Consider the following 26,662-nt stretch of genomic DNA (forward strand, 5'->3'; position numbering starts at 1 on the left):
TTGTTGTCGATGCCTTGTTGGGGTGGTTTCGGGTCCCTCGTTGGGGTGGTGGGGTGGGAAGTGGTGGGTGTGAGGGCGTAGAGCGGCAGGTATGGGACGTCGTTTTCGTGGGCCTGAGCAGCCGGTGTCTGAGCAGGTGCGGGGGTGGGCGGATCCGGAGATCTTCCGGTTTCTCGCGTTGGCGCAGCGTGTTGACATGTCGGGGTTCGAGCAGGATTACCGGGCTGATGGGGTGGGCGGGTTGCCGTATGACCCGCGGTTGATGCTGGTCACGGTGTGGTGGTGTTACCGCCGGCAGTGGCGTAGTCCGCAGGACATGGCCCGGGCGTGTCGGGAACAAGCGTCGTTGCGGGTGGTGTGGCAGCGCGAGCAGGTGCCGTCGGCGGCGTGTCTGCGCCGGTTCGTGCAAGGTCATCGCCGGGGCTGGCAGACGGTCGCGGACTCGCTGATCAGGGTCTCTGGTCAGGCGGGACTGGTCGATGTATCGGTGACCGCGACGGATAGCACTCCGGTGATCGCGCCGGCCGCGTTGTCGAAGACGATGACGGCCCCGCTGATCACTACCCGTATCGACGCGGCGCGTCGTGAGCTGGCCGGGTTGCAGCAACGCCGTCAGGACATGCTCGACGATCCTGATCTGGCGAGGTTCCTCGAGCACGGCTACGCAGAGATGATCCGCGCGGAGCAGTTGCTGCTGGTCCGGTTACGGCGTCTGGAACAGGCCGAGGCCGAGGCCCGCGAACGCGGACGGCCGGCGGCCGCACGACATGACGAGCAGATCACCCGTTGGCAGGCCCGCGTCGATCGGCATACCGCTGAACTGGCCGAGATGACCCGCCGCCAGCAGGACAAGTACGACACCTATCAAGCGCGAGCCGCCGCCGGGCAGCCGCCGCGCGGCGGGCCGCCGTGTCTGCCCGAGCAGCACATCCGTATCCGCGGCAAGCAGCAGGCTCTGGCCCGGGCTCGGAGCCGGCTCACTCAAGCCCAGGCCGGCTCCGGTACCGCTCGCGACGGCCCGGCCGCCCGGGCCAACCTCACCGACCGGTCCGCCCGGATCCTGAAAGGCAAAGCGAACACACCCGCCTGGATTCTCGGCTGGCTACTGACCATCACCGTGATCAGCGGACAGTTCATCATCGCCGGGCTGCTGTCGCAACACGGCAACGACGCCCACGGGCTGCTGCCCAACCTCACCGCCGCTGCCGGCACCTGCCGCCAAGCCGGGATCATCGAGCCCTTCGGCCACCACCTCGCCGACGGCGCTTTCCTCGCCCCCGCAGTACCCGCGACCATCACCGGCATCCCACTAACTGGCGTGACCAGCAAAGACAGCGACACCGACCAGCAGCTCTACACCCGCCGCAGCCCGATGATCGAACCCGTCTTCGCGCACCTGCTCCGCACCGACCGGCGCCTACACTCCCGCGGCGACGCCGCCCACACCGAAGTCATCGCCATCACCACCGCCTACAACGCCACCAAATACCTCCGGAAAACCACCCGAACTAAAACTTGACAACCACATCCCAACAAACCAAGAAGAAGACTCCAAGGGGTCGGAAATCGCTCAAGATCCTGCGGCGAAGCGCATTGTCGGAGGGTGGCGTTAGCCTGCGCGCTGTGACTGAGATCGATTGGTCGGATGTCCGGCCGCGCGTTGCCGCCCTCGTTGCCCGTCCCGACCTGAGCCGGGCGTTCGGCTGGGATTCCCACCAGGGTGTGCTGGAGCCCAGGCTCACCGCTGATGAGCTCGCCGAGTTGGAGGCGCAGCTCGGCGTCGAGCTGCCGGGGGAGTACCGCTCGTTTCTACGTGAGGTGAGCCGCGGCGGCGCCGGTCCCGCCTACGGCCTCTTCCCGCTGCGCGGGGTCGACGGTCTCTGGGAGTGGGTGGGTGACGGGGCGAGCCTCACGGCGCGGGAGGCGCTCGGGCGGCCGTTTCCGCATACCGAGGCCTTCAACCCGGCCGACGGGCTGCCCGAGCAGCCGGACGAGGAGGAGGGCGAGGACGCCGAGGACGCCTGGTGGGAGCTGCACGACAGGTTGGTGTTCAACCCGGCGCATTCGATCGGGTTGCTCTACCTCTGCCACATGGGTTGTGCGTTACGCGAGGCTTTGGTCGTCAGCGGCCCGGCCCGAGGCCAAATGTGGGCCGATGACACCGCCGACGGCAGCGGCTTCTACCCGGTGCTGGACGACGACGGCAAGCCGATGGGCTTCGCCCGCTGGTACCGCAGGTGGCTGGACGAGTCCGAGCAGACCCTCACCTGACGCGCGCGACGTTCGCGGCCAGCAATGCGCCGGTCCCCGATCAGCGTCCGCGGGACGGCGATCCCCGGCGTGAACGGCGCGAACAACGTTGACGAGATCCCACGCAACCACTCCGTGTGCGTCCATCAACGCCATAGCCGAGACCCGAGCCCACGCAAGCGTTACGTGTGCGCTGACCCACGTTGGCGAGCTCCTCCGTGCGCGCTCATCACCGCTGAACGATCACTCCGTGCGCCGCCGTCCCGGCGCCCGATCTTCCAGGGCAGGATCAACTTCAGCCGAATGACCGGCGGGCCAGCCGTAGGCCAGGTCGGTCGTCAGGCTGCGATGCCTGAGGTGCCTGAGGTGCCTGAGGTGCCTGAGGTGCCTGAGGTACCTGAGGTGCGGCCGCGTGAAGCGAGTCGCGCGTTTGTGTCGAGTTCGGGTGCGCGTCGAACTGTGCGCGTCGAACTGTGCGCGTCGAACTGTGCGCGTCGAACTGTGCGCCTCGAACTGTGCGCCTCGAACTAACTGTGTGCGTCGCACCCCCGTCGACAGGGTGGCCTCGCCGGCTCGGGCTGAGTGACAAGCCGCCAGCGATCGGTCACCGCAAGTCACCGCCAGACGGAAATGGCCGGGCCACGCAGGGCCCGGCCGTTCACTGTGACGTGGAAATGATCAGCCGGTGTTGCGCATGCCGGCGGCGATGCCGTTGACGGTGGTGAGGAGGGCTCGTTCCAGGGCTGTCGAGTCCGACGGGCCTCGGCGGGCGCCCGGGGCGGTCGGCATCTGGCGGCCGGATTCGCCGAGTTCGCGGTACTGGCGGAGCAGCGCGACCTGGAGGTGGTGCAGCGGCTCCAGGTACGTGTCGCGGACGCCCAGGGTGCGGTTCAGCTCCGGCTGGGACGACAGCAGCTCGGTGTGGCCGGTGATGGCGAGGACCTCTTGGACGGTCAGTTCGTATTCGCGCTCGATCGAGTTGAAGATCGGGTGGAGTTCTTCGGGGACCAGGGTCTCCACATACCGGCGGGCGATCGACAGGTCGGTCTTGGCCAGCATCATCTCGACGTTCGAGAGGAACGTGCGGAAGAACTGCCAGTTCTCGTGCATGGCGTCGAGTTCGCCGCCCTGGCCGGCTGCGCGGACCGCGGCCAGGCCGGTGCCGACGCCGAACCAGCCGGGGACGATCTGGCGGGTCTGCGTCCAGCCGAACACCCACGGGATGGCCCGCAGGCCGCTCAGGCCGGCGTCCGCGTTGGGGCGCTTCGCCGGGCGGGAGCCGATGTTGAGGGCGCCGAGCAGCTCGGTCGGTGTGGCCGCCCAGAAGTACGCGGCCAGGTTCGGGTCCTCGACGAGCGTGCGGTACCGCGCGAATGCGGCGTCCGAGGCGGTGTCCATGACCGTGTCCCAGACCTTCAGGCGCACCGGGTCGACCTGGATGTTGGTGTGCAGCAGGGTCGCCTGGAGCACCGCGGCGACGGTGAGTTCCAGGTTTTCCCGGGCCAGCGCCGGCACCGTGTACTTGTCGGAGATGACCTCGCCCTGCTCGGTGACCTTGATGGCGCCGTCCAGGGTGCCGTACGGCTGAGCCAGGATCGCCTCGTGCGTGGGGCCGCCACCACGGCCGACAGTGCCGCCCCGGCCGTGGAAGAGGCGCAGCCGGACACCGTGCCGGGCGGCCACGTCACGCAGCGACCGCTGGGCCTTGTGGATCCGCCACTGGCTCGTGGTGATGCCGGCCTCCTTGTTGGAGTCCGAATATCCGAGCATGACCTCCTGCACGTCACCGCGTGCCCGGACGATCTCCCGGTACGCCGGAAGCGACAGCATCTCGTCGAGCAGGTCACCACCGGCGTCGAGCTCGGCCGGCGTCTCCAGCAGCGGCACGATGTTGACCCGCGCGCGACCGGTGTGGATGTCGACGAGGCCGGCCTCGCGGGCCAGCACGGCCGCCGCGAGCACGTCGTCGACGCCGAGGGTCATCGAGATGATGTAGGTCTCGATGACGTCCGGGCCGAAGGTGTCCTGCGCCTCGCGGATCGTGTGGAACACGTCGAAGGTCTTGCGCGCCGAGTCGGTGAGCGGGGTGTCGGCGCTGGAGAGCGGCCGCCGCCCGGTCAGCTCGGTGGCGAGCAGCTTGGTGCGCTCGGCCCGGTCCAGCGTCGCGTAATCGTCGATCTCGCCGACCTGCGTGTACATCTGCTGGAGCACCTCGTGGTGCTTCTCGGCGTGCTCACGCACGTCGAGGGTGGCCAGCTGGAGGCCGAACGCGGAGGCCTGCCGGATCGCGGTGGCGACGATGCCGATGGCCGGGAGCTGGCCGGAGTTGCGGGCCAGCGAGGCACGCATCAGCTCCAGGTCGGAGATCAGCTCGTCGCTGCCGAGGTAGTCGCGGCCGGGCACGTGCGGGGTGTTGCTGGTGAGCCGGGCCCGGGTGTTCGCCAGCTTCGCCTTCACCGACCGCACCTTGAGGCGGTACGGCTCCTCGGCGTTGACCCGGCGGAACCGGTCGGCGATCTCCGGCAGGTTGTCCATGTCCTGCGCGAGGCTCGCCGAGAGGTCCAGCGAGACGCCGCGAAGCCGGCGGGAGACGCTCAGCTCGTCGATCAGCTTGTCCATGGCCCGCTCGGTGGCCTGGATGCCGTGCTCATGCTGGATCAGCAGGACGTCGCGGGTGACCTTCGGGGTGACGAACGGGTTGCCGTCGCGGTCGCCACCGATCCAGGTGCCGAACGTGAGCGGCCGCGAGGTGGGCGCGGTCTCCACGCCGAGCCGGCGCAGCGTCTCGGCCAGGTCGTCGAGGACCTGCGGGGCCGCTTCGGCGTACAGATCCTTGAGGTAGTAGACCGCGTTGCGTGCCTCGTCGGTCGGGTCCGGCCGGTCCAGGCGCAGCTCGTCGGTCTGCCAGAGCAGGTCGATCAGCTCGGCGAACCGCTTCGTGGAGACCGTCGTGTCGGTCGCGCCGTACAGCGCCGCGGCGGCGGATTCGGCGTCGAGCGAGTCGGCAACCTGGCGCAGCTTCGACAGGATCGAGCGGCGGGCGGCCTCGGTCGGGTGCGCGGTGAAGACCGGGCGGACCGCGAGGCGGCGGGCGGCCGCGGCGATCTCGTCGGCCGGCACACCCTTCTCGGCGATCCGCTCGGCGGCCTGGTCCAGCCAGCCACCGTCGCGGGCGCGGCGTCGCTGCAGGTCACGGGCGCGGTGCACCTGCTCGGTGATGTTGGCGAGGTGGAAGTACGTGGAGAAGGCGCGCGCCAGCTTCGTGCCGGTGGTGATGTCCATGGCCGAGAGCCGGTCGGCGGCGGCCGGGGCGTCCTGGCGAACCAGCGCGCGGATCTCCTCGACGAGGTCGAGGAGAGGCCGGCCTTCCTGGCGGGCCAGGGTCTGACCGAGCAGCGTGCCGATCCGGCGGATGTCGGCACGGAGTGCTGCGTCGGAACCCTCTCGATCGAGTTGGGCAGGCTGCTCTGTCATCGGGGCGCTCCTTAGAAACGGATGGCTCCAGGACGGCGCTGTCCCGACTTCGCCGATCGTATCGGCGTACCCCCGACCGGGGGTGGATTGAGTCAAGAGTCTCATGCGTGGTTCGGGCTCGTGCCATCACCTGGCAAGTGCGAATGCGTAAGCCGGGTACCACTGACCTGCGCGCGGGGCTCCGGCGCCGCAGGCGCCGTCCGACTCTCCAGGCCGTTTCACCCAGAGGTACGCGTCGACGAGCGGGTGCCCGGTGGACATCGTCGGAGCGGCGCCGAGCCGGCGGCCGGGCGGATTGCACCAGCGTCGCTCGGCGCTGCCACGTCTCAGCGGTCCGGCGCCGTTACGGCTCGTGTCGACCACGAAGTGCCGGCCGCCGAGCAGACGGGAGAGCTCATTCCCGTACCCAAGGTTGTCGGTCGTGGTCTGGAAGTTGGCGACGTTGAGCGCGAGTCCGTGCGCGCGCATGGCACCGGCGCTGCGCAGAGCGGGAGCGATGCGCGCGGCCGGGACCCATCCGGGGTTGCCGGCGTCGAGGTAGACGCGCACGCCGGGCTGGGTGCGCAGCGTCGCGACCGCCCAGCTCAGCAGCGCGAGACGCTGCTGAGCGGCCTTGCCTTTCAGGCAACCGCGGACCGTGTGGGCGACCGCGTCCGGTTCGAGGATCACCAGTGCGCGCGTGTTGCGCATCGCGAGGGTCAAGGCCGAGACCCATCTTTTGTACGCCTCAGCGCTGCTCGCGCCGCCCCTGGAGTGATTCGAGCAGTCCCGCTGCGGGATGTAGTAGAGCGCGAGCACCGGCATCCGGCCGGCCTGGGTGGCGGCGACGACGAGCCGGCGGGCCCGATCGGCATATCCCGGCGCCGAGTCGGTGAACCAGGTGGCGGCGGGCCGGTCCGCGATCCGCCGGATGATCGCCGCGTCGGCCCGGCGACCGGCCCGTTCCAGCCGGCGGACATAGGTGGCGGCAGCGCCCTGCGGGTCGACGTAGAGAGCCGGGGTGCCGATGGTCGCCGCCTCCGGCACCCGGACCGCCGGCGCCGGCTCCCGGTCCTTGAGCAGGACACCGGTCGCCACCAGCGCCAGCGCGGTGATCATCGCGGCACGTCGGCGACGACCGGTCACCTTGAGGTGCCGGGGCATCTCTCAGGACACCCGCACCCAGCGGGCCACCGACGGCACACCCTTGTTGTCCACGAGGAACAGCATGTACCACCCAGATGGCACCAAACCGGCCTTTTCCGGAACGGTCACCTCCACGGCGCCGGCCGAGCGCTTCAGGGCGAGCGCGACCGACCGCTGATCGGTGTCGGTCACGTGGGTGACCGAACTCGGCTTGAGCAGCCGGGCCGTGGCGATCCGGGCGGTGTCCGGCGTGCTGAACCGGGCCTTCTCTCCGCGGGTGAGCTGCTCCGGGCCACCGGTCACGACCGGTCGTTTGCCGCCGAAGAGGTACGGCGGGCTGAACACCTCGATGCGCTGCTCGAACGTTCCGGCGTTCTTGCCGGTCCGGTCGTAGAGCGGGTCGCCACCCATGGTGATCACCCGGCCGTCCGGCAGCAGGATCGCCTCGGAGTGGTAATTGCGGCCCACTGTGGATTCGGCCGTCGTGACGAACGCGTTGTCGGCCGGCCGGTAGATCTGCGAGTTGAACAGTTCGCTGCGCTCACGCCCTCGGTATTTCCCGCCGCGATAGCCGGAGGACCCGCCCGTGGTGAGCACGGTGTCGTCCGGCAGCACGACCGTGGACAGGTACCGGGCCGGCCGCGGCAGGTCGGGTCCGGGGAGATACGCGGGCGACTTCACATCCAGATCAACGATCGCGGTACGCCGGGTCGACTCCTCCGACTCGCCGATACCACCCCCGCCGAGGAGCATCACCCTCTGATCCTGTGCCGGTGGCAGCATCACCGACGAGCTGGTCTCGGTCATCCGCGGGTCACGCAGGCCGGGCACCTCACGGAACCTGTTGCGCTTGACGTCCCAGATCCCCGGGATGCGGCCCTCGGTGTCCGAGCCGTACCCCGAGTTGGAACCGGAGTAGAAGACCTTGCCGTCGGCCATCAGGTGCAGGCCCGGATAGGTGGGGAAGTACCGCTTCAGCTCGGGCGCGGCCACCCAGCGCTTCTCCTTCGGCAGGTACCGCTCGTTGCGCCCGGGCAGGATCCGGCCGAACTCGTCCAGGCCGGAGACGGCGAGGATGTCGCCGCTGGTCAGCCCGACCAGGCTCGGGTACCAGCGGTGGTCACGCATGTCACCGGTGCGGACGTACTTCTGGAGTACCGGATCGAACTCGTACGACGTCTTGTCGCCGCCGTACTCCTGCTTCTCTCGGGTGATCTTGTCGGCGACGCCGTACAGATTGCGGGCGTCGATGCCGGAGAGTCCCTGGAGGGTGTACTGGGCCGGCTCGCGGACGATCGCGCGGTCGCCCTTGATCGCCGCGTCCACCCAGACCTCGGCCTCACCGGCGTGGACCGTCGTGGTGCTGCCGTGCGTCATCTTCTTCGCGGCCGGAACGGTCACGTCGGTACGGGTCCGGTAGACGTATCCGGTGGCCGAGACCAGCGGGGTGCCCTTCGCGAACTTGCGGGGACCGCCGTCCGGCGACTCGTTCTTGATCTTCATGACCCCGGCCGGGTGCTCGACGTCGGCTTCGAGCACCTCGTACGACTTCGTGCCGCCGGCGATCAGCAGATTGCCGTTCGGCAGGAACGTGTGACCGGCGCAGAAGACGTCGGTCGGTGTCTCCACCTCGGTGAACTTCTCGGTGGCCGGGTCGTAGATCACCGTCCGGAAGGACTCCTGCTCGAACGCGTCCCGGTTGTTGCCGCTGCCCGCGACGATCAGCACCTTGCCGGTGTGCAGCAGCGCGGCGTGAATGGCGTTGACCCGGAACCCGTGCGGCACCGAGAGACGAGCCCAATGCCCGAACTTCTCCTTGTACGCCTGCCGGTTGATCTGGTACGTGTGCAGCGCCTCGGAACCGGCCGCGACCATCGGCCGGTTTGCCACCACGACGACTGCCAGCACCACAAGCGTGGCCAGACCGCTCACCAGACGGCGAACGAGGGTGGGACGCGAGCGGGGCTTCATGCGGGCGGCTCCTTTGTGCGCTTGGAAAACCAGATGACGGTGGGTGTCAGGCAGATGACGAGGTTGAGGGCGGGCCAGGCGTACATGGCCGGGTCGACGTGGTCGAGGAACGGCGCGATCACCAGCAGCGCGGTGTAGAGGCCGGCCCAGCGCAGGCCCGGCCCGAACGTGGCGAGCCGGTCCGGGCTGGCCGAGTCGCCCTTCGGCGTGACCACGAACCCGGAACGCCGGCGCAGCACCGCGCTGAGGAACGACGAGACATACACCGGTGTGCACAACGTGGACGCCAGCATCCCGGCCAGGCCGGACGAGCCGGAACCTTCGTGCGGGCTCACGTTGTGCCGCCGGTTGAACAGGTAGAGCCCGACCTGGAAGAGCGCGGCGTCCACATAGAGCATCAGCCAGACCGACTGCGGCACCTGCACACCCTTCGCGCCGAGCAGCAGGAAACATGCCGCGTTCAGCGCACCGAGCAACCAGGCCGCCGCGGTCAGCGGGTAGTACGACATCAGCAGTGTGTAATGCAGCGCCCGGGCCGGTCCGAGGTGCCAGACGATCCTGGCGAAGCGGCGTACCGCCACCTCGTCGGTGCCCTGTGACCAGCGGTGCTGCTGGGTGAAGTAATCGGTCCAGGACGACGGGCCCTCGCCGACGGCCAGCACGTCCGGGGTGTAGACCGAACGCCAGCGCTTGCCGCTCGCCGGATTGCGGGTCGCATGTATCCGCAGGCTGGTCGCCATGTCCTCGGTGATCGAGTCCTGGAGACCGCCGATCGACTGCAGTGCTTTGATCCGGACCGCGTTGTTCGTGCCGACCAGCATGGCGATCCCGCGCCGGTTGCCGGCCCGCTGCAGCAGCGAGTGGAACAGGTACTGCTGTGACTCGGCCCAGCGGGTCACCAGGTTGTCGTAGTTGCCGTAGATTTGCGGTCCGACCACGAACGCCACGTCCGGGTCACGGAAGTAGCCGAGCAGCCGCTCGCAGAAGTTCGGCATCGGCACGTGGTCCGGGTCGACCGAGACGAACACGTCGTAGGATTCGCCGTTCGCGTCCAGCCAGGCGTTGTAGTTGCCGTGCTTGGTCTTCGCCTTGAACGCGCCGGTGCGGGTGTTGTACTCGTCGCGCCCGCGCCGGGAGAAGTGCCGCACACCCAGCCGCTTGCACATGAGCTTGACCACCGGGTCGTCACCCTCGTCGAGCAGCCACACGTCGAACGTGCCGCCGTACCGGATCTTCCGGGCCGCACGCAGGGTCTTCTCCACCATCGCGATCGGCTCCTTGCCGGGCACGATCGTGGTGAGAAACGCGACCCGGGTGCCGGTGTCCGGCACGACCGGCGCCGGATCACGGGCCCAGAGCGTTGCGAAACAGAGCGCCACCACGTTCACCAGACGGAACAGCTCGATCGTCGCTGTCGCGCCGATCATGAACAGGGTCGCGACGTACAGCGTCGTCTGCAGCCGCTGGTCGGGCAGCTCGATCGAGGTGAGCAGCCATCCGAAGAAGGTGCTTTCGAAGGCGAACGCGAACAGCGTGATCAGGACCGTCCGGATCGGGCGGCGGCGGGCCATCCGGCGCATCTGGACCCGGTAGCCGTCCGGTGGCGCCGGCTCGGCCGGCCCGGCGAGGACGCTGTACGCGCTGTACTCGTACTGCGCGTTGAACAGCAGGGTGCTGCCGAGCTCGTCGTCCGGCATGACCGCGCGGCCGATGGGCGGCCGCTGAGCGGGAACGCTGTTCCTAGTGGGGGCAGGACTGTTCGCCCCGGGATCCGGGGTGTGCAGCAAACTCATCCGTCAGGCCGACACCGGTACCGACGGGCGCAGGGCGGGACGTCGTTCGACGGCCGGTCCCGAGTTGTTCCGCTGCCGCCCGGCTGTCACCGGACCGCTGTTCACAGCCGTCCCGCCGCCCACCGCGCCGGCGTTCGCCGCGAAGAGCAGATGCCTCGGCGTCGCCTCCGGCGCGATCTTGCGGACGAACGCGTGCCGGGCCGCGGCGAATCCGGAACGGTCGGTGTAGATGTCCCGGCTCATCTCGGCGAGTTCGCGTGTCTCGTACACATCCAGGGGGATGCGCTCGGCGGCGAGCCGCCTCGCTTTCGCCGCACGTCGCTTGCGCGAGGCGCGCACGTCACCGTGCTTCTCGGCCAAGGCCGCGAGCCACCCTGAGTACGCCTCCGGGTGGCGCGGACCGACCTCGTCGACGAGCCCGATCCGGGCGGCCTCGGCCGTGCTCACCGGAAGCCGGTCGTCGATCAGTCGCTGGGCGGCATCCGCGCCGACCCGCCTGGGCAGCGAGAAGGTGTGCAGCTCGGAGCCGAAGAGCCCGATGTCGTAGTACGGGTTGAGCACGATCCCGTCCCGGGCCGCGATGATGTCCGCGCCCAGGCCGAGCATCACCCCGCCGGCGCCGGCGCTGCCCGCGTACGCGGCCACCACCACCTGACGGGTGCACGTGATGATCTCCCGGCACACCTCGTTGATGGCCCGGATGGCGGCCCACGCGGCGCCGGACGGATCCGACGACCCCTCGATCACGTTGAGGTGGATGCCGTTGCTGAACGCCTCGGTGCCACCGCGCAGCACGAGCGCGCGGGTGTCCTGCGCGACCGCGTGCCGCAGGCCGGCCAGCAGCCGCCGCGAGTGCCCGGGCGCCATCGCGCCGTTGTAGAAGTCGAAGTTCAGCCAGCCCACCGCCCCGGTACGCCGGTAACGGACCTGGCGGTACGCGTACGGGGTCTCCGGGTCGTCGGCCGGGCCGGCCTGCGAGTGCGGCACACCGTGCAGCCGGGCGCCGAGCGCGGTCGTGGCGGGCAGCTTGATCCCGCCGTCTTCGGCTTGGCGCAGGTGCCCGATCCAGAGGCTGCCGTCGCCGGTGGCCACGAGCACGGCACCCTGGCGGCGCTTCAGGATCCGGCCGGGCCGGGCGCCACGGGTCATCCCGGGATGCGCGTCGTAGACGTACGCGTCCAGCCCACCGATCATGGCCCGCACCCCGGGGGAGCCGTCGCCGGCCCGGATCCGCCGCAGGATCGTCTCGGACGGCTCGGACCAGTCGAAGACACGGTCGGCCTGCCGCATCGGCGGCCGGGGCCGTGCGCCGGGCGCCTGGGCCGGAGTGTCCTCCGCCGGCGCCGGCACGAAGCTGGGGTCGCCGGCTTTCGCCACCACTTCGAAGACGCACTCCAGGGCGGCGTCCGAGACCGGGCCGGCATAGAGCGCCGACTTGCGCGGCGCGGCGGCCGGCATCGGGAACGTCCGGGTGGCCCAGATCGGCCCGCCGTCCAGCTCCTCGACGGCCTGGATGGCGGTCACGCCCCAGGACGGCGCGCTCTCGCTGATCGCCCAGTCGAGTGAGGACGGCCCGCGGTCGCCGACCGGTCCCGGGTGCAGCACGACGGTCCGCCACCGCTGCCAGACCTGGTCCGGGATCCGTTCCTTGAGGTACGGGCAGAGAACCAGGTCCGGATTGGCGGCGGCCACCCCGTCGACGGCGTCGCGGTCGCTGGTCGCCAGCAGCACTCCGACCTCGTGTCCCGCCTCACGCAGGGCACACCAGACCCGCTGGCTCAAGCCGTTGAACGCTGACACGAGCAGCAGAATCCGCACGTTGCCCTCTCCCCCTTGCAGTGGCACCGCATTTCGGCACGAAAAGCAGTGGGGACTCTCGCTGACACCTCGCTGCCTAAGTCGGACATGCTGTGCGATAAGGCGCACGGTCCCGGAAGTGTCAGCGGGTCGGACTAAGCTGGACGCGTTACCCCCCGCCCTCCAGGCGTTCGGGGTCGTTCGTCGTGCCCTCAGGGGGATCTTCGTAATGCAGCTCGCCGGTCTGATTCCTGCCGCCCTGCGTGACCGTGGCCTGGCCCGGGCACGCGATCTGGCTCGTCGGAGCTTCACCGACTCCGATTCGCTGGATCTGACCGCGCCGGCGTCGCTGCGCCCGTTCGTGGTCGCTTCCGTGGCCGGTGCCACTGAAGTCGGTGGCGCGCAGCGCCCGGTGCTCGCCGTCACCGCGACCTCACGGGAGGCCGACGACCTGGCCGACGCGCTCGGTTGCCTGATCGACGCCGACCGGATCGCGGTCTACCCGTCGTGGGAGACGCTGCCGCACGAGCGGCTCTCACCCCGCTCGGACACGGTCGGCAAACGCCTCGCCGTGCTGCGCCGCCTCGCCCACCCCGATGAGAAACCACTGCAGGTCATCGTGGCGCCGGTCCGCTCGCTGCTTCAGCCGCAGCTCAAGGGCCTCGGCGACCTGGAGCCGGTGGAGCTGGTCACCGGGCGCGGCGCCGAGCTGGAGGACGTGGCCCGCCGCCTGTCCGACATGGCGTACGCGCGGGTCGACCTGGTCACCAAGCGTGGCGAGTTCGCGGTCCGCGGCGGCATTCTGGACGTCTTCCCGCCCACCGACGAGCACCCGTCCCGGGTCGAGTTCTGGGGCGACGACGTCGAGGAGATCCGCACCTTCGCGGTCGCCGACCAGCGGACCATCGACAAGGTGGAGCGGCTCTGGGCGCCGCCCTGCCGCGAGCTGCTGCTGACCCCGGACGTCCGGGACAGAGCGGCCGAGCTGGCCGCCGAGCACCCCGAGCTCGCCGAGATCCTGGACAAGCTGGCCGAGGGAATTCCGGTCGAGGGCATGGAGTCGCTGGCGCCGGCGCTGTTGCACGGCACCGACAGCATGGAGCTGCTGATCGACTGCATGCCGGCCGGCACCCACGTGCTGCTCTGCGACCCGGAGCGGATCCGGACCCGGGCGCATGACCTCACGCGTACCTCGGATGAGTTCCTCGAAGCGTCCTGGGCCGCGGCCGCCGTCGGCGGCCAGGCGCCGATCGACGTCGGCGCGGTGGCCTTCCGCACCCTCGCCGAGATCCGGGCGCACGCTGCCACCCTGAAACAGCCCTGGTGGACGCTGTCGCCGTTCGGCCTGGTCGCCGCCGAGAGCGCGGCGGAGAGTCTGCCGTGGGAGGACTCGTCCGAGGCGGTGGAGGTCTCGCCGGACGCCGGTGACGCGATCGCTCTCGCGGCGCAGCCGGTGCCTCTCTACCACGGCGACACCGGGAAACTGGCCGGTGACCTGGCCGAGTGGGCACGGGCCGGCTGGGCGATCGCGCTGGTCTTCGAGGGCAAGGGGACCGCGCAGCGGGCCACCGAGCTGCTCCGCGACGCCGGCCTCGGCGTGACACCTGTCGACTCGATCGAGAAACCGATCGAGGACGGCCAGCTGCTGGTCACCTGCGGCGGGCTCAACCACGGTTTCGTCGACGAGGCGTCCCGGCTCGCGGTGATCACCGGCAACGACATCTCCGGCGGCCGTGGCGCGTCCACGAAGGACATGCGCAAGATGCCGGCCCGGCGGCGCAACACGATCGACCCGCTGGAGCTCAAGACCGGCGACTTCGTGGTGCACGAGCAGCACGGCATCGGGCGATACGTCGAGCTGGTGCAGCGCACGGTCAACGGCGCCGACCGGGAATACCTGGTCATCGAGTACGCCGCGTCCAAGCGCGGCCAGCCCGGCGACCGCCTCTATGTGCCGACCGACCAGCTCGACCAGCTCTCCCGGTACGTCGGCGGCGAGTCGCCCAGCCTGCACAAGATGGGCGGCGCCGACTGGCAGAAGAGCAAGGCCCGCGCGAAGAAGGCGGTCAAGGAGATCGCGGCCCAGCTGATCCAGCTGTACGCCGCCCGGCAGGCGTCCCAGGGCCACTCGTTCGGCCCGGACACCCCGTGGCAGCAGGAGCTGGAGGACGCCTTCCCGTACACCGAGACCCCGGACCAGATGGCCGCGATCATCGAGGTCAAGCACGACATGGAGTTGCAGGTCCCGATGGACCGGCTGATCTGCGGCGACGTCGGTTACGGCAAGACCGAGATCGCGGTACGCGCGGCGTTCAAGGCGGTGCAGGACGGCAAGCAGGTGGCCGTGCTGGTGCCGACCACGCTGCTGGCCCAGCAGCACTTCAACACGTTCACCGAGCGGATGAGCCAGTTCCCGGTGCAGATCAAGCAGCTGTCCCGGTTCCAGACGCCGAAAGAGGCGGCACTCACCCTGGAGCACGCCGCCGACGGCACCGCCGACATCGTGATCGGCACGCACCGGCTGCTCGCCAAGTCGACCCGTTTCAAGAACCTCGGCCTGATCATCGTGGACGAGGAGCAGCGGTTCGGCGTCGAGCACAAGGAGCAGCTCAAGGCGCTGCGGGCCTCGGTGGACGTGCTGACCATGTCGGCCACCCCGATCCCGCGGACCCTGGAGATGGCGATCACCGGCATCCGGGAGATGTCGACGATCGCCACCCCGCCGGAGGAACGGCACCCGGTGCTCACCTACGTCGGCGCACAGGACGACAAGCAGGTGGCCGCCTCGATCCACCGCGAGCTGCTCCGCGACGGCCAGGTCTTCTACCTGCACAACCGGGTCGAGTCGATCGACCGGGCGGCGCGCAAGCTGCGGGAGCTGGTCCCCGAGGCCCGGGTCGCGGTGGCGCACGGCCAGATGAGCGAGGAACAGCTGGAAAAGGTGATGGTCGGCTTCTGGGAGAAGGAGTTCGACGTCCTGGTCTGCACCACGATCGTCGAGTCCGGCATCGACATCCCGAACGCGAACACGCTCATCGTCGAGCGCGCCGACCTGCTCGGCCTGGCCCAGTTGCACCAGATCCGCGGCCGGGTCGGCCGTGGCCGCGAGCGGGCGTACGCGTACTTCCTCTACCCGCGGGAGAAACCGCTCACCGAGCACGCCCACGAGCGGCTCGCCACCATCGCCCAGCACACCGAGCTCGGCGCCGGCATGTACGTCGCGATGAAGGACCTGGAGATCCGCGGCGCCGGCAACCTGCTCGGCGGCGAGCAGTCCGGCCACATCGAGGGTGTCGGGTTCGACCTTTACGTCCGGATGGTCGGCGAGGCGGTTGCCCAGTTCAAGGGCGAGCGGCCGGAGGAGGAGCCCGAGGTCAAGATCGACCTGCCGATCGACGCGCACCTGCCCACCGAATACATCGCCGTCGAGCGCCTGCGCCTGGAGATGTACCGCAAGCTGGCCGAGGCGCGCGACGACGCCCGGCTCACCGAGGTCGTCGCCGAGATGACCGACCGGTACGGCGAGCCGCCGGCCCCGGTCGCCAACCTGATCGCGGTGGCCCGGTTCCGTCAGGTGGCTAGGGCATATGGGCTGACCGACGTGACGATGCAGGGCAAGCACATCCGCTTCTCGCCGCTGCCGCTGCCGGACTCGAAGCAGATGCGGCTCAAGCGGTACCACCCGGACTCGGTCTACAAGTCGGTGAACGACCAGGTCAGCGTGCCCCGGCCGAGCACCCGCCGGGTGGGTGGCGAGCCGCTGCGCGACCAGGCCCTGCTGGAGTGGTGCGCCCAGCTGCTCAAGGATGTCCTCGGCGATGTTCCGGCTCCGGCCGGCGCGACACGCTGAGGGCGGGCGACCTAGATCACATTGACCATGAGACAGTCATGACCATGATGCGTGCCCGCTCACTCGTCTCCGTCGTCGTTGCCGCTTCTCTCGCCGCCGGCGGGCTGGCCGGCTGCCGGTCCCAGCCGGCCGTCGCCGTCTACATCGGGCAGAGTGGTCACATCACCGAGCGTCACGTCCAGCAGATCTGGGACGAGACCAGTGAGCTGGTCACCAGCGCTGCCGCCGGCCAGGCCGCGCGGATGCCGATCGCCCGCGTCGACATCGTCGGCCTGCTGCTCACCAACGAGCTGTACGACCGGGTCGCCGCCAAGCAGAAGGTCACCCTGCCGGCCACCATGCCGTACGCGGAGGTGGCCCAGCAGATCGGCCTGCCCGAGTCGGCCGAGCTGACCCGGGTCTACACGCAGAACCTGGTCCTGCGGCAGAACCTGCTGCAGAGCACGGCCGGCACCGCCACCGCCGAGCCCAGCGACGAGGATCTGCGCGGTGTCTACCAGCAGTTCGCCGACAACCAGGCGATCAATCTGGATTTCGCGGGGTTCAAGAACAGCTTGCAGGCCGCTGACAAGAAGGAACTCCAGGGCGCCTTCACGCTGCGCGACGATGTGGAGACCCTGGTCGACGAGCTCGACGTGAAGATCAGCCCGCGGTACGAGGACGTCGTGCTGGGCATCTCCTCCTACACCGATCAGGCCAGCGGGCGGTCGTTCCCGATCGTGAGCGTGCCGTTCGGTGACCCGGACGCCAAGCCGCTGGTGGTGGACGTCGCTTGACCAGCAGGATCCTCCTTCTCGTCACGTCGCCACGGCTGCCCGCGGGGCTGCTCACCGCCGAGGCCTGGGATGCGGTTCGCGCGTACCCGGTCTTTGCTCATGCGGAGAGTGAGCAGGCCGCGGCGCTGCGGATGGCGGGGGTCGGGGTGACGGTGCTGGACACCGACGCGCAGGGTCTGCTCGACGCGATCGGGGCCGGTCCGGGTGCGGTCTGGCTCGCCGGTCCGACGGGTGACCAGGCGTTCGCCCGGCAGCTCGGTCTGCGGCTGGCCCGCGAGCCGGGGCTGGCCGAGCTGGAGCTGATCTATGGGTCCTGGGATCCGCCCGGCGCCCGGCTGCTGGACGCGGTCGCCGTGATGGACCGGCTTGCCTCGCCCGGCGGCGACCCGTGGAAACGGGCGCAGACGCACCAGACGCTCGCGCCTTACCTGCTGGAGGAGAGCTACGAGGCGTACGACGCGATAGTGGCGGACGACCTGGAAGCGCTGCGTGAGGAGCTCGGTGACGTGCTGCTCCAGGTGGTTCTGCACGCGCGGCTCGCCGAGGAACTGCCGGACGGGCGTGGTTGGAGCATCGACGACGTGGCCGGTGGGCTGGTCGAGAAGATGGTCCGGCGTAACCCGCACGTGTTCGCCGGCGAGCAGGTGCAGGACATCGAGGAGATCACCGCCAACTGGGAGCGGATCAAGCAGGCGGAGAAGGAGCGGGAGTCGGTTCTGGACGGGATCGCGCTCAGCCAGCCCGCTCTCGCGCTGGCGGCCAAGATCCTGCACCGGGTGGAGCGGGGCTCTTTGTCCGTACCTTTGCCTGAGGCTCTTGATCTTGGTTCTTCGCTCTTGAAGGTCGTGGCCGACGCGCGTGCCGCCGGTCTCGATCCGGAGGCTGAGCTGCGCAGGGCCGCGCTCGAATACGCCGACGCGGTGCGTGCGGCGGAAAATGTCGGTCCGTCCGAGTAGTTTCTGGGCATGGCTGAGTTCGTGCCGCTCGCCGAGCGCATCGTCGACGCTCTCCTGGAGAGCGACCCCGCAACCGCGACCTATGCGGGTGACCACCGCTTCGACGACCGTCTGCCCGATCTCTCCGGAGACGGCGTGGCGGGCCGCGTCGCGATGCTGCGTGACGCGGGTGACGCGCTCAGTGGCGTCGATCCCGACGGCCTCGACCCGGAGGACCAGGTCGACCACGCGATCCTGGCCGCCATGGTGGAGCGTGCCGCGTTCGAGCTGACCCAGATCCGCGAGCACGAGTGGAACCCTCTGGAGCACAATCCCGGCCCGCTTCTGCACGCACTGCTGGCCCGGCCGTTCGCTCCGGCCGATGAGCGGCTGACCAGCCTCACCGGCCGGCTCACCGCGATCCCTGACGCGCTCGCCACCGCCCGTGCGGTGCTGCGCGACGTGCCCCGCATCCATGCCGAGACGGCGGCCGGCCAGTTCGCCGGCACGGCCGCGCTGATCCGCGACGAGGTGCCCGCCCTCCTGGCTCAGGAGCCCGGCCTGCGTGACCGGGTGGAGCCGGCGGCCGCCGCGGCGCTTGCCGCGCTCGGTGAGTTCGACGGCTGGCTGCGCGAGCGGCTCGACAGCGGCGAGCCGGGCCGCGATCCCCGGCTGGGCCGCCGCCTCTGGGAGGCGCGGCTCTGGCACACCCTCGACACCGAGCTCTCCGCGTCCGAGGTGCTCTCCCGGGCGCGGGCAAATCTCGATCGGGTCGGTGCGGAGCTGCGGGCCGCCGCGGCCGAGCTGGTCGGCGGTCCGGCTGACGACGACACGGTCCGCCGCGCGCTGGACTCGATCGCCGCCGATCACCCCGACAACCAGTCCATCGTCGGGCTGGCCAAGCTGACGATGGACGAGGCGACCGCGTTCGTCCGCGAGCACGACATCGTCTCGCTGATCGACGACAACTGCGTGATCGAGGAGATGCCGGAGTTCGCACGGGGCGTCGCGGTGGCCTACTGCGATCCGCCCGGCCCGCTCGAGACGGCCGACGTGCCCACGTTCTACTGCATCTCGCCGGCCCCGGCGGACTGGCCGGCCGACCGGGTGGAGAGCTTCTACCGGGAATACAACAACCAGATGATCCGGGGCCTCACCGTCCACGAGGCGATGCCCGGCCACTTCCTGCAGCTCGCGCACTCCCGCCGGTTCCGGGCCGCCACCCGGGTCCGTTCGCTGGGCCTCTCCGGGCCGTTCGTCGAGGGCTGGGCGGTCTACGCCGAGATGGCGATGGCCGGCCTCGGCTTCGGCGGCCTCCCGGTGCGGCTGCAGCAGCTCAAGATGCAGCTGCGGATGAGCCTCAACGCGATCATCGACCAGCTCGTGCACTGCGACGACCTGGCCGAGGCCGAGGCCATGGAGCTGATGACCGGGCGTGGTTTCCAGGAGGAGGGCGAGGCGGCCGGCAAGTGGCGTCGCGCGCTGCTCACGTCGACCCAGCTCTCGACGTACTTCGTGGGTTACAGCGAGGTCGCGGCGATCGCGGCGGCCAGGCCGTTCGGCGCCACACCGAAAGCGTGGCACGACGCGATGCTGGCGCACGGTTCCCCGCCGCCACGGCACCTGCGCACGCTGCTCGGGGTCTGACTGGGGGTTATTTGTCTCGGCGGTCGACCAGCTCCGAGCCGGGCGGGACCTGGAAATCGCGTTCGTCGGCCTCGTCGGCGTACTCGGTGAGCACCACGTCCACCTCGGTGCCGTCGAACCGGCCGCGGAAACTGGCGAGCATGCCGCCGACGGTCACGCACACGTCGAACGACGACGCCTCGGCGGCCTGCACACCGGTCAGCGCGAGGCAGGTGGCGTGCCGTCCGGCGAGAGTGGTGTCGGTCTGGGTGACCTCCGGGTACGCGTCGACCGCCGCCGCCTCCAGCAGCGCGACGACCTCGGCATCGGTCACCAGGCCGGTCCCGGCCGGAAGCGCCGCGGCGGGATCCGGGTCGGAAGCGGTGCAGACATCGCCGGCACAGCGGGTCACTGCCGCCGGGGTGCGGATCAGGCGGCCGTCGGGAAACGCGTACGCCGTGCGGTCCGGAGTGAGACTGCGGGTCACCCGCGCGGTGTCGCCACCGGCCAGCCGATAGGTCGCGGTGTGCTCGGGGCCGGGCGTGGCCAGTTGCGAGGCCACCTCGGAGACGAGGTCACCCTGGGTGACCCCGGCGGCATTGGCCTGATCGAGCCCTCCGCAACCGGCGAGGAGCCCGAGCAGACCGATCACCACGACAGATGTTGATCTCACGGAGGCGGGCACGACCTCCACCCTCGCCCAATTCATGGACGGTGCGCAATCGAGTTATCTCGTTGCCGACATTCACTTTTGAATGGTTCAGGCTGTATCTCTCGCCCGGGCCACCTGCTGGCGCAGCACATATCGGCGGATCATTTTGGCCTGCCGTTCATCCTGCTCGAAGACGGCCACCAGTTCGACGATGAGCGGCCCGCGGACCGGCACCCGCTGGCGGATCGCACTGACCTTGGTGGCCAGCGCGGTGAACTCCACGACGTCCTCGGCGAGCTGGACACGCAGCGTCATCTCGGCGCCGGGCCGCAGGTCGACGTCGGTGAAGTGCGCGCGGATCGAGCTCTCACTGATGTCGTGCACCCAGCCGATCGCCTCACGCTCACCCGGGCGTGCCAGCACCACGCTCTCGCCGCCGCCGCCGCGTACGTAATGCCGCAGCTGCTCCAGCTCCGGCGGGCCGAGCGGCCGCAGCTCGACACGGTTCTCGTCGGTGCTGGTCACCGAGCAGCGCACGGCATATCGGCCCCGCGGGCCGGCCGGGCCACGCAGGGTCACCGTGGCGCCGGCCGGAGGCACGTCGTCGAGGGCCATGGACAGCGTCGCGGCCTTGTCGGAGGCACGGAGGACCCGGATACCGGGGATGCGTTCCTCGCCGTTGTCGAACTCGATGCGCGAGCCCTCAGCGAGGAAGCCTGCGGGAAAGAGATCACTGGTCATAGTGCCCAAAGGTTCGGCAGGCCGGGTGCGGGTTTGAGGTAAACAGGGTGCGAAGTTGACCGGCCCCGCGAACGCCGCATCGCCTCACTCGATAGGCTCAAGTGCGTGGTCGGCCCGCAGGGTCGCGGACCGAAACTGAATTCCCAACTGTTAGGGAGCGACACGACTAATGGCCACCATTGAAGCGATCGTCGCCCGCGAGATCCTCGATTCCCGGGGCAACCCCACCGTCGAGGTCGAGGTCGGCCTGGACGACGGCACGGTGGGTCGCGCGGCGGTGCCCTCCGGTGCCTCCACCGGCGCGTTCGAGGCGCTCGAGCTCCGCGACGGCGACAAGGGCCGCTACCTCGGCAAGGGTGTCGAGAAGGCTGTCGCCAACATCGAAGACAAGATCGCCGACGAGCTGATCGGTTACGAGGCGAGCGAGCAGCGCCTGATCGACCAGAAGATGCTCGACCTGGACGGCACCGACACCAAGTCGGAGCTGGGCGCCAATGCGATTCTCGGCGTGTCGCTCGCCGTCGCGAAGGCCGCGGCGCTCTCCGCCGAGCTGCCGCTGTTCCGCTACGTCGGTGGCCCGAACGCCGCCGTCCTGCCGGTGCCGATGATGAACATCGTCAACGGTGGCGCCCACGCCGACTCGAACGTCGACGTGCAGGAATTCATGATCGCCCCGATCGGCGCGCCGACCTTCCGCGAGGCGCTGCGGACCGGCGCCGAGGTCTACCACGCCCTCAAGTCGGTGCTGAAGAAGAAGGGCCTCTCGACCGGCCTGGGCGACGAGGGCGGCTTCGCGCCGAACCTGCCGGCCAACGCCGCCGCGCTGGACCTGATCGCCGAGGCCGTCCAGGCCGCCGGCTTCAACCTGGGCACCGACATCGTGCTGGCGATGGACGTCGCGGCCACCGAGTTCTACAAGGATGGCGCGTACGTCTTCGAGGGCTCGCCGAAGTCGACCGACGAGATGATCGCGTACTACGCGAAGCTCGCTGCCGACTACCCGATCGTCTCGATCGAGGACCCGCTGTCCGAGGACGACTGGGCCGGCTGGACCGCGATGACTGCGGAGCTCGGCGACAAGATCCAGATCGTCGGCGACGACCTGTTCGTCACCAACCCGCAGCGCATCGCCCGCGGCATCGCCGAGCGCGCCGGCAACTCGGTGCTCGTGAAGGTGAACCAGATCGGTTCGCTCACCGAGACCCTGGACGCCGTGGACCTGGCCCACCGGGCCGGCTTCAAGACGATGATGTCGCACCGCTCGGGCGAGACCGAGGACACCACGATCGCCGACCTCGCGGTGGCGGTCGGCAGTGGCCAGATCAAGACCGGCGCACCGGCCCGTTCGGACCGTGTCGCCAAGTACAACCAGCTCCTGCGCATCGAGGAGCAGCTGGAGAGCGCCGCCCGGTACGCCGGTGCGGGCGCGTTCCCGCGTTACCGCGTCGGCTGACGACTCGGCGACAGATCATGGAGTTGTGGCGCCCGTGCCGGCCGACGTAGGTTCGATCGGGCGCCACAAATCTTGGTGAGCCGGGGGGAGGGGCAAACATGACGCAGCGTCGCCTGCCGAGCGGGCAGGGCCCGACCCGTCGCCCCGGATCCGGCGGACGTCCGACGGCTTCGCGTACCCGTAACACCGGGCCGATCCGGGTGCCGTCGTCTCGGCGTACCCAAGGGTCCGGGTCGGAAAAGGGCGGCGCAGCCGCCGAGCGCACCGACGCACCTCGCCCGCGCGCGCTGACCGGCCGGGCCACCATCCTGATCGCGGTCTTTGTGGCCCTGGCGCTGGCTTACACCTATCCGCTGCGTGTCTACCTCGAGCAGGAGACGCAGATCGCGCAGATGGAGAACGATCAGGATCGGCAGCGTGGCGACATCGCCGCGACCGCCAAGGAACTGGAAAAATGGCAGGACGACGAGTACCTGCGCATCCAGGCTCGGGAGAAGTACTTCTACGTCCGTCCCGGTGAGACGCCGCTGCTGGTCTATTACGATGCTGCGGGCGCCGCTCGCGACGCCGACGAGAAAACGCCGGCGGCCGCTCCGGACCGCTGGTACGACACGCTGTGGAGCAGCGTCCAAGCCGCGAATGCGGAGCCCGCGAACTGATGGCTGAAGCACCAACCCCTGAAGACCTCGAAATCGTCGCCGCTCAGCTGGGCCGGACCCCGCGCGGCACTCGCGCGGTCGGGCATCGCTGCCCCTGCGGTAATCCGGACGTGGTGGAGACCGCGCCGCGTCTTGACGACGGCACACCGTTTCCCACGCTGTACTACCTGACGTGTCCACACGCCACCGCCGCGTGCAGCCGCCTGGAGTCGGCCGGCGTGATGCGTGACATGCAGGAACGGCTGAGCACCGATCCTGAGCTGGCGAAACGGTACGCCGAGGCGCATCAGGAATATCTGGACCGGCGGACCGCCATCGAGGACGTGCCGGAGATCGCGCGCGTGTCGGCGGGTGGCATGCCTGATCGGGTGAAGTGCCTGCACGTCCATCTCGGGCATGCGCTGGCCGCGGGGCCGGGAGTGAATCCGTTCGGTGACGAGGTGCGGGATGCGATCGGGCCGTATTGGTCCGGTGGATCTTGCGTGTCCCGTCCGGTCTCTTCATGATCATCCGGCGTGCCCGGACCGGGGATGTGCGAGCCATCCGGGCCCTGGTCGACGCTTACACCACCGACCGGCGGCTGCTCAGCAAAGCCACCGTCACGCTCTACGAGGCGGTCCAGGAGTTCTGGGTGGCGGTCGACGAGCAGGACGGCACGGTGGCCGGGTGCGGTGCCCTGCACGTCATGTGGGAGGACCTCGCCGAGATCCGGACCGTCGCCGTCGATCCGTCGCGGCGCGGGCAGAAGATCGGCCACCGGATCGTTTCGGTGTTGCTCGATCAGGCGCGGGAACTGGGCGTACGCCGGGTCTTCTGTTTGACGTTCGAGACCCGGTTCTTCGGGTCGTTCGGGTTCACCGAGATCGATGGGGCGCCGGTGCCGCACTCGGTTTACGAGCAGTTGCTGCGCTCCTATGACGAGGGCGTCGCGGAGTTCCTGGATCTGGAACGCGTCAAGCCGAACACGTTGGGAAACACGCGAATGCTGCTGCACCTGTGAGGGTCTTTTTGTGAGAGTTGCTGCTATCGACTGCGGGACCAATGCGATTCGCCTGCTCATCGCTGATGTGGCCGGCGGTCAGCTGGTCGACGTCGCCCGCCGGATGGAGATCGTGCGCCTGGGGGAGGGTGTTGATCGCACCGGGCTGCTCGCTCCCGCCGCGATCGAGCGCACTCGGCAGGCATTGCTGGGATATGCCGCCGAGATCGCCGAGCTGGGCGTGACCCGGGTGCGGATGTGCGCGACGTCAGCAACGCGCGACGCCGAAAATTCCGCGATATTTCGTGACATGGTGCGCGGTGTCCTCGGCATCGACCCCGAAGTGATCACCGGCGAGGAAGAGGCGACCCTCTCCTTCCTCGGCGCGGTCCAGGGCCTGGACGCCCCCGGCCCCTACCTCGTCTTCGACCTCGGCGGCGGCTCCACCGAATTCGTCACCGGCACGGCAACGGTCGAACACGCCATCTCGATGGACATCGGCTGCGTCCGGATGACCGAACGCCACCTGCACAGCGACCCGCCCACCGCGGCGGAGATCTCGGCGGCCACGGCGGACATCACCAAGGCCGTGGACACCGCCCTGGCAGCCGTCTCCCCAGCTGTCACTCTGGTCGGCCTGGCCGGGACGGTCACGACCGTCGCTGCTATCGCTTCAGGCCTCCCTGGGTACGACTCGGAGCGCATCCACCACAGCAGGATCTCCGCCGTCGACGTCGCCCGGGTGACCGACTCGCTGCTGGCGATGACGGTCGCGGAGCGGCGCGCCCTGCCCGTGATGCACCCGGGCAGAGCCGACGTGATCGGTGCTGGCGCCCTGATCGAGAAGATCATCGTCGAGAGGTCAGGCCACGACGTGGTGATCGCCTCCGAACACGACATCCTGGACGGCATAGCTTTCGGCCTGGCAGAGGCCGCCTGAGCCGCTTTTTCCGCGGGGGTGCCTTCCAAAGAGCTCGGCTGGCTCTCGCGAGGGTGGCCGATTCGGGAGAGTGGCCGATTCGGGAGAGTGGCCGACACGCCCTCATCCACGCTGATCTGACCCCAGCCGGCCTTTGTAAAGCCGGCCGCGCGCGCCCGGTCGGCCAGTGCGCTTCCCTGCCCGCCTAATCCTGCGCCCGCCCGCACCGCGCCCGCCCTGCGCCTCGGTAGTCTACTGTTGACGGTACTTCGGATTGCGCAGTAGTGTGCCACGCGTGGATCCGACCCAACTTCTCAAGGGTGTGCTTGACCTTGCCGTCCTTGCTGTTCTGCGCGACGAGGACGGTTACGGCTACGACATTCTGCGACGTCTGCGAGCTGCCGGCCTGGAAGATGTCGGCGACGCTTCGGTCTACGGGACCCTGCGTCGTCTCTTCAACAGCGGCCTGCTGACCAGCTACGTGGTGCCCAGCGACGAGGGTCCGCACCGGAAGTACTACGCCCTCAATACGGCCGGCCGCGAGGAGTTGCAGCGTTCCGGCAAAATCTGGCAGGGCTTTGCATTGATCATGGACGATCTGCTTCGCGAGCGGGGGACGGCGTGAACCTGACGGCACAGGACGAGATCGGCAGCTATGTCGAGGAGGTTCGGCAGGCGCTCGGGGGTCTGCCGGCCACCACTCGCGAGGAGCTGCTGGAAGATCTGCCGGAGCATCTGGCGGAAGTTCTCGCCGAGGGCGGCGGCACGCTGGTGGAGCGTCTCGGTTCCCCGTCGGCCTATGCCGCCGAGCTGATCGCGAGCGCCGGGCTTGCGGACGGTTCCGCGCCGCGCCCTCCGGGCCGCGAACGCTTCGCCCATCTCCGTGGCCGGGCACGCGAGGCGATCAAGCGGACCGACGTGCGGGTCGGGCCCCTTCTTGGGTACGCGAGAGCAACCGAATTCCTGGTGCTCCTGCGACCGGCATGGTGGGTGTTGCGGGGTTACCTGGCCGCGATGGCCTTCGCCTACGTCTTCGACGACAACAACGGCCCGATCGGGCTGCTGCCCCGGGTCGGGGGCGTCGGCTTCGATCTGTTCACGATGACGTTCCTGGTCGTGGCGATCGTCGGCTCGATCTGGCTGGGCCGTCGTGGCGAGCCGGCCGGCCGGCTTCCTCGCCTGTTGCTCCGCGGCAGCTCGATCGCGCTGGCCATCTTCGCGGTGGTGGGTTTCTTCGAGATGGACAGCTCGACCCGGCAGACCGCGTTCGTCGGTGACTACGTGAGCAACCAGTACAGCAGCGTGCAGGACGTCTTCGTCTACGACGGCCAGGGCAACCTGGTACGCAACGCGCAGCTGTACGACCAGTGGGGCAACCCGATCCAGTTCGGCGAGCCGGGCTGCATCGACCCGCAGACGGGCAACTGGAGTGCGACTCGCTCGCTCGGCTACCCGTTCTGCCCGGACCAGGCGCCGTTCCCCGGCGAGACCCCGGACGGCACGGAGAGCACGCCTCCGTTGGAACAGAAGCCGGACCCGGCGGCAACCGCGGAGAACCGTACGAAAACGGACACCGGGCCAACTGTCGAGCCGGCCGACGCCCCGAGTGTTGCGAACGCCTCACCCGGCGGTGAATAAAGCCTGGTTACGGGGTCGCGCAAG

General features: G+C 69.4%; 20 protein-coding genes. 13 read left to right on the forward strand and 7 right to left on the reverse strand.

Annotated elements, in window-relative coordinates; genetic code table 11:
* The first annotated feature begins 196 nt into the window (after positions 1-196).
* Positions 197-1,519 (forward strand): hypothetical protein, encoded by a 1,323-nt coding sequence (locus ACQP2E_RS03555; RefSeq protein WP_433825281.1) that lies wholly within the window; start codon positions 197-199, stop codon positions 1,517-1,519.
* A 104-nt stretch (positions 1,520-1,623) separates the two neighbouring features.
* Positions 1,624-2,271, forward strand: coding sequence for an SMI1/KNR4 family protein (locus ACQP2E_RS03560; protein WP_433828444.1), 648 nt, complete (start codon positions 1,624-1,626; stop codon positions 2,269-2,271).
* A 657-nt stretch (positions 2,272-2,928) separates the two neighbouring features.
* Here the strand turns inward: ACQP2E_RS03560 and ppc are convergent.
* The 5 genes from ppc to ACQP2E_RS03585 all read right to left on the reverse strand — a co-directional run bounded on the left by ppc (position 2,929) and on the right by ACQP2E_RS03585 (position 12,431).
* Positions 2,929-5,724: a phosphoenolpyruvate carboxylase gene (gene ppc, locus ACQP2E_RS03565; protein ID WP_433828445.1), complete on the reverse strand. Its 2,796-nt coding sequence runs from the start codon at positions 5,722-5,724 to the stop codon at positions 2,929-2,931.
* Positions 5,725-5,850: 126 nt separating this feature from the next.
* The gene (locus ACQP2E_RS03570; RefSeq protein ID WP_433828446.1) at positions 5,851-6,867 is read right to left on the reverse strand and encodes a glycoside hydrolase family 6 protein; all 1,017 of its coding nucleotides are present in this window, start codon (positions 6,865-6,867) and stop codon (positions 5,851-5,853) included.
* A 3-nt stretch (positions 6,868-6,870) separates the two neighbouring features.
* Positions 6,871-8,820: a galactose oxidase-like domain-containing protein gene (locus ACQP2E_RS03575; protein ID WP_433828447.1), complete on the reverse strand. Its 1,950-nt coding sequence runs from the start codon at positions 8,818-8,820 to the stop codon at positions 6,871-6,873.
* Positions 8,817-10,517, reverse strand: coding sequence for a glycosyltransferase family 2 protein (locus ACQP2E_RS03580; RefSeq protein ID WP_433828448.1), 1,701 nt, complete (start codon positions 10,515-10,517; stop codon positions 8,817-8,819). Before ACQP2E_RS03580 ends, ACQP2E_RS03575 begins: the two co-directional genes overlap by 4 nt.
* 99 nt (positions 10,518-10,616) lie before the next feature.
* Positions 10,617-12,431: a hydrogenase maturation protein gene (locus tag ACQP2E_RS03585; protein ID WP_433828449.1), complete on the reverse strand. Its 1,815-nt coding sequence runs from the start codon at positions 12,429-12,431 to the stop codon at positions 10,617-10,619.
* Positions 12,432-12,639: 208 nt separating this feature from the next.
* Between ACQP2E_RS03585 and mfd the strand changes: the two genes are divergently transcribed.
* From mfd to ACQP2E_RS03605, 4 genes are read left to right on the forward strand one after another with little or no spacing between them, the layout of a single operon-like run.
* Positions 12,640-16,260, forward strand: a complete 3,621-nt coding sequence (mfd, locus tag ACQP2E_RS03590) for a transcription-repair coupling factor (protein WP_433828450.1) — start codon at positions 12,640-12,642, stop codon at positions 16,258-16,260.
* A 38-nt stretch (positions 16,261-16,298) separates the two neighbouring features.
* Positions 16,299-17,036, forward strand: a complete 738-nt coding sequence (locus ACQP2E_RS03595) for a hypothetical protein (RefSeq protein ID WP_433828451.1) — start codon at positions 16,299-16,301, stop codon at positions 17,034-17,036.
* Entirely contained in the window at positions 17,033-17,992 is a 960-nt protein-coding gene (locus tag ACQP2E_RS03600; RefSeq protein ID WP_433828452.1) for a nucleoside triphosphate pyrophosphohydrolase, read from the forward strand. Before ACQP2E_RS03595 ends, ACQP2E_RS03600 begins: the two co-directional genes overlap by 4 nt.
* A gap of 9 nt (positions 17,993-18,001) precedes the next feature.
* Positions 18,002-19,618: a DUF885 domain-containing protein gene (locus tag ACQP2E_RS03605; RefSeq protein ID WP_433828453.1), complete on the forward strand. Its 1,617-nt coding sequence runs from the start codon at positions 18,002-18,004 to the stop codon at positions 19,616-19,618.
* A 7-nt stretch (positions 19,619-19,625) separates the two neighbouring features.
* Here ACQP2E_RS03605 and ACQP2E_RS03610 read toward each other — a convergent pair whose 3' ends face one another.
* Together ACQP2E_RS03610 and ACQP2E_RS03615 are read right to left on the reverse strand one after the other, a co-directional pair.
* Positions 19,626-20,282, reverse strand: a complete 657-nt coding sequence (locus tag ACQP2E_RS03610; protein ID WP_433828454.1) for a hypothetical protein — start codon at positions 20,280-20,282, stop codon at positions 19,626-19,628.
* A gap of 75 nt (positions 20,283-20,357) precedes the next feature.
* Positions 20,358-20,990 carry a hypothetical protein gene (locus ACQP2E_RS03615; protein ID WP_433828455.1) on the reverse strand — a complete coding sequence of 211 codons (633 nt, stop codon included), beginning with the start codon at positions 20,988-20,990 and terminating at the stop codon, positions 20,358-20,360.
* A gap of 169 nt (positions 20,991-21,159) precedes the next feature.
* Between ACQP2E_RS03615 and eno the strand changes: the two genes are divergently transcribed.
* The 7 genes from eno (at position 21,160) to ACQP2E_RS03650 (ending at position 26,638) form a co-directional block, all read left to right on the forward strand.
* Positions 21,160-22,443, forward strand: coding sequence for a phosphopyruvate hydratase (gene eno / locus ACQP2E_RS03620; protein WP_433828456.1), 1,284 nt, complete (start codon positions 21,160-21,162; stop codon positions 22,441-22,443).
* A 98-nt stretch (positions 22,444-22,541) separates the two neighbouring features.
* Complete coding sequence (locus ACQP2E_RS03625; RefSeq protein ID WP_111648375.1) at positions 22,542-23,102, forward strand: FtsB family cell division protein; 561 nt, start codon at positions 22,542-22,544, stop codon at positions 23,100-23,102.
* Positions 23,102-23,608 carry a DUF501 domain-containing protein gene (locus ACQP2E_RS03630; protein WP_433828457.1) on the forward strand — a complete coding sequence of 169 codons (507 nt, stop codon included), beginning with the start codon at positions 23,102-23,104 and terminating at the stop codon, positions 23,606-23,608. Before ACQP2E_RS03625 ends, ACQP2E_RS03630 begins: the two co-directional genes overlap by 1 nt.
* Positions 23,605-24,102: an amino-acid N-acetyltransferase gene (locus tag ACQP2E_RS03635; protein ID WP_111648373.1), complete on the forward strand. Its 498-nt coding sequence runs from the start codon at positions 23,605-23,607 to the stop codon at positions 24,100-24,102. Before ACQP2E_RS03630 ends, ACQP2E_RS03635 begins: the two co-directional genes overlap by 4 nt.
* A 10-nt stretch (positions 24,103-24,112) precedes the next feature.
* Complete coding sequence (locus ACQP2E_RS03640) at positions 24,113-25,021, forward strand: exopolyphosphatase (RefSeq protein WP_433828458.1); 909 nt, start codon at positions 24,113-24,115, stop codon at positions 25,019-25,021.
* 274 nt (positions 25,022-25,295) lie between these two features.
* Entirely contained in the window at positions 25,296-25,625 is a 330-nt protein-coding gene (locus ACQP2E_RS03645) for a PadR family transcriptional regulator (RefSeq protein ID WP_433828459.1), read from the forward strand.
* A complete protein-coding gene (locus tag ACQP2E_RS03650; RefSeq protein WP_433828460.1) occupies positions 25,622-26,638 on the forward strand; it encodes an HAAS signaling domain-containing protein in 1,017 nt (338 codons plus the stop codon). The genes ACQP2E_RS03645 and ACQP2E_RS03650 overlap by 4 nt, the downstream gene beginning before the upstream one ends.
* The last annotated feature ends 24 nt before the right edge of the window (positions 26,639-26,662 follow it).

Origin of the sequence: Actinoplanes sp. CA-015351 (genome assembly GCF_050955685.1) — a bacterium.
Classification (GTDB): Bacteria; Actinomycetota; Actinomycetes; order Mycobacteriales; family Micromonosporaceae; genus Actinoplanes.

What these genes read in the sequence shown, in the direction of transcription:
- ACQP2E_RS03555 (WP_433825281.1), top strand. Translation starts at nt 197, where the DNA reads ATGTCGGGGTTCGAGCAGGATTACCGGGCTGATGGGGTGGGCGGGTTG.
- ppc (WP_433828445.1), bottom strand. Translation starts at nt 5,724, where the DNA reads ATGACAGAGCAGCCTGCCCAACTCGATCGAGAGGGTTCCGACGCAGCA.
- ACQP2E_RS03570 (WP_433828446.1), bottom strand. Translation starts at nt 6,867, where the DNA reads ATGCCCCGGCACCTCAAGGTGACCGGTCGTCGCCGACGTGCCGCGATG.
- ACQP2E_RS03575 (WP_433828447.1), bottom strand. Translation starts at nt 8,820, where the DNA reads ATGAAGCCCCGCTCGCGTCCCACCCTCGTTCGCCGTCTGGTGAGCGGT.
- ACQP2E_RS03580 (WP_433828448.1), bottom strand. Translation starts at nt 10,517, where the DNA reads ATGCCGGACGACGAGCTCGGCAGCACCCTGCTGTTCAACGCGCAGTAC.
- mfd (WP_433828450.1), top strand. Translation starts at nt 12,640, where the DNA reads ATGCAGCTCGCCGGTCTGATTCCTGCCGCCCTGCGTGACCGTGGCCTG.
- ACQP2E_RS03595 (WP_433828451.1), top strand. Translation starts at nt 16,299, where the DNA reads ATGACCATGATGCGTGCCCGCTCACTCGTCTCCGTCGTCGTTGCCGCT.
- ACQP2E_RS03605 (WP_433828453.1), top strand. Translation starts at nt 18,002, where the DNA reads ATGGCTGAGTTCGTGCCGCTCGCCGAGCGCATCGTCGACGCTCTCCTG.
- ACQP2E_RS03615 (WP_433828455.1), bottom strand. Translation starts at nt 20,990, where the DNA reads ATGACCAGTGATCTCTTTCCCGCAGGCTTCCTCGCTGAGGGCTCGCGC.
- eno (WP_433828456.1), top strand. Translation starts at nt 21,160, where the DNA reads ATGGCCACCATTGAAGCGATCGTCGCCCGCGAGATCCTCGATTCCCGG.
- ACQP2E_RS03625 (WP_111648375.1), top strand. Translation starts at nt 22,542, where the DNA reads ATGACGCAGCGTCGCCTGCCGAGCGGGCAGGGCCCGACCCGTCGCCCC.
- ACQP2E_RS03630 (WP_433828457.1), top strand. Translation starts at nt 23,102, where the DNA reads ATGGCTGAAGCACCAACCCCTGAAGACCTCGAAATCGTCGCCGCTCAG.
- ACQP2E_RS03635 (WP_111648373.1), top strand. Translation starts at nt 23,605, where the DNA reads ATGATCATCCGGCGTGCCCGGACCGGGGATGTGCGAGCCATCCGGGCC.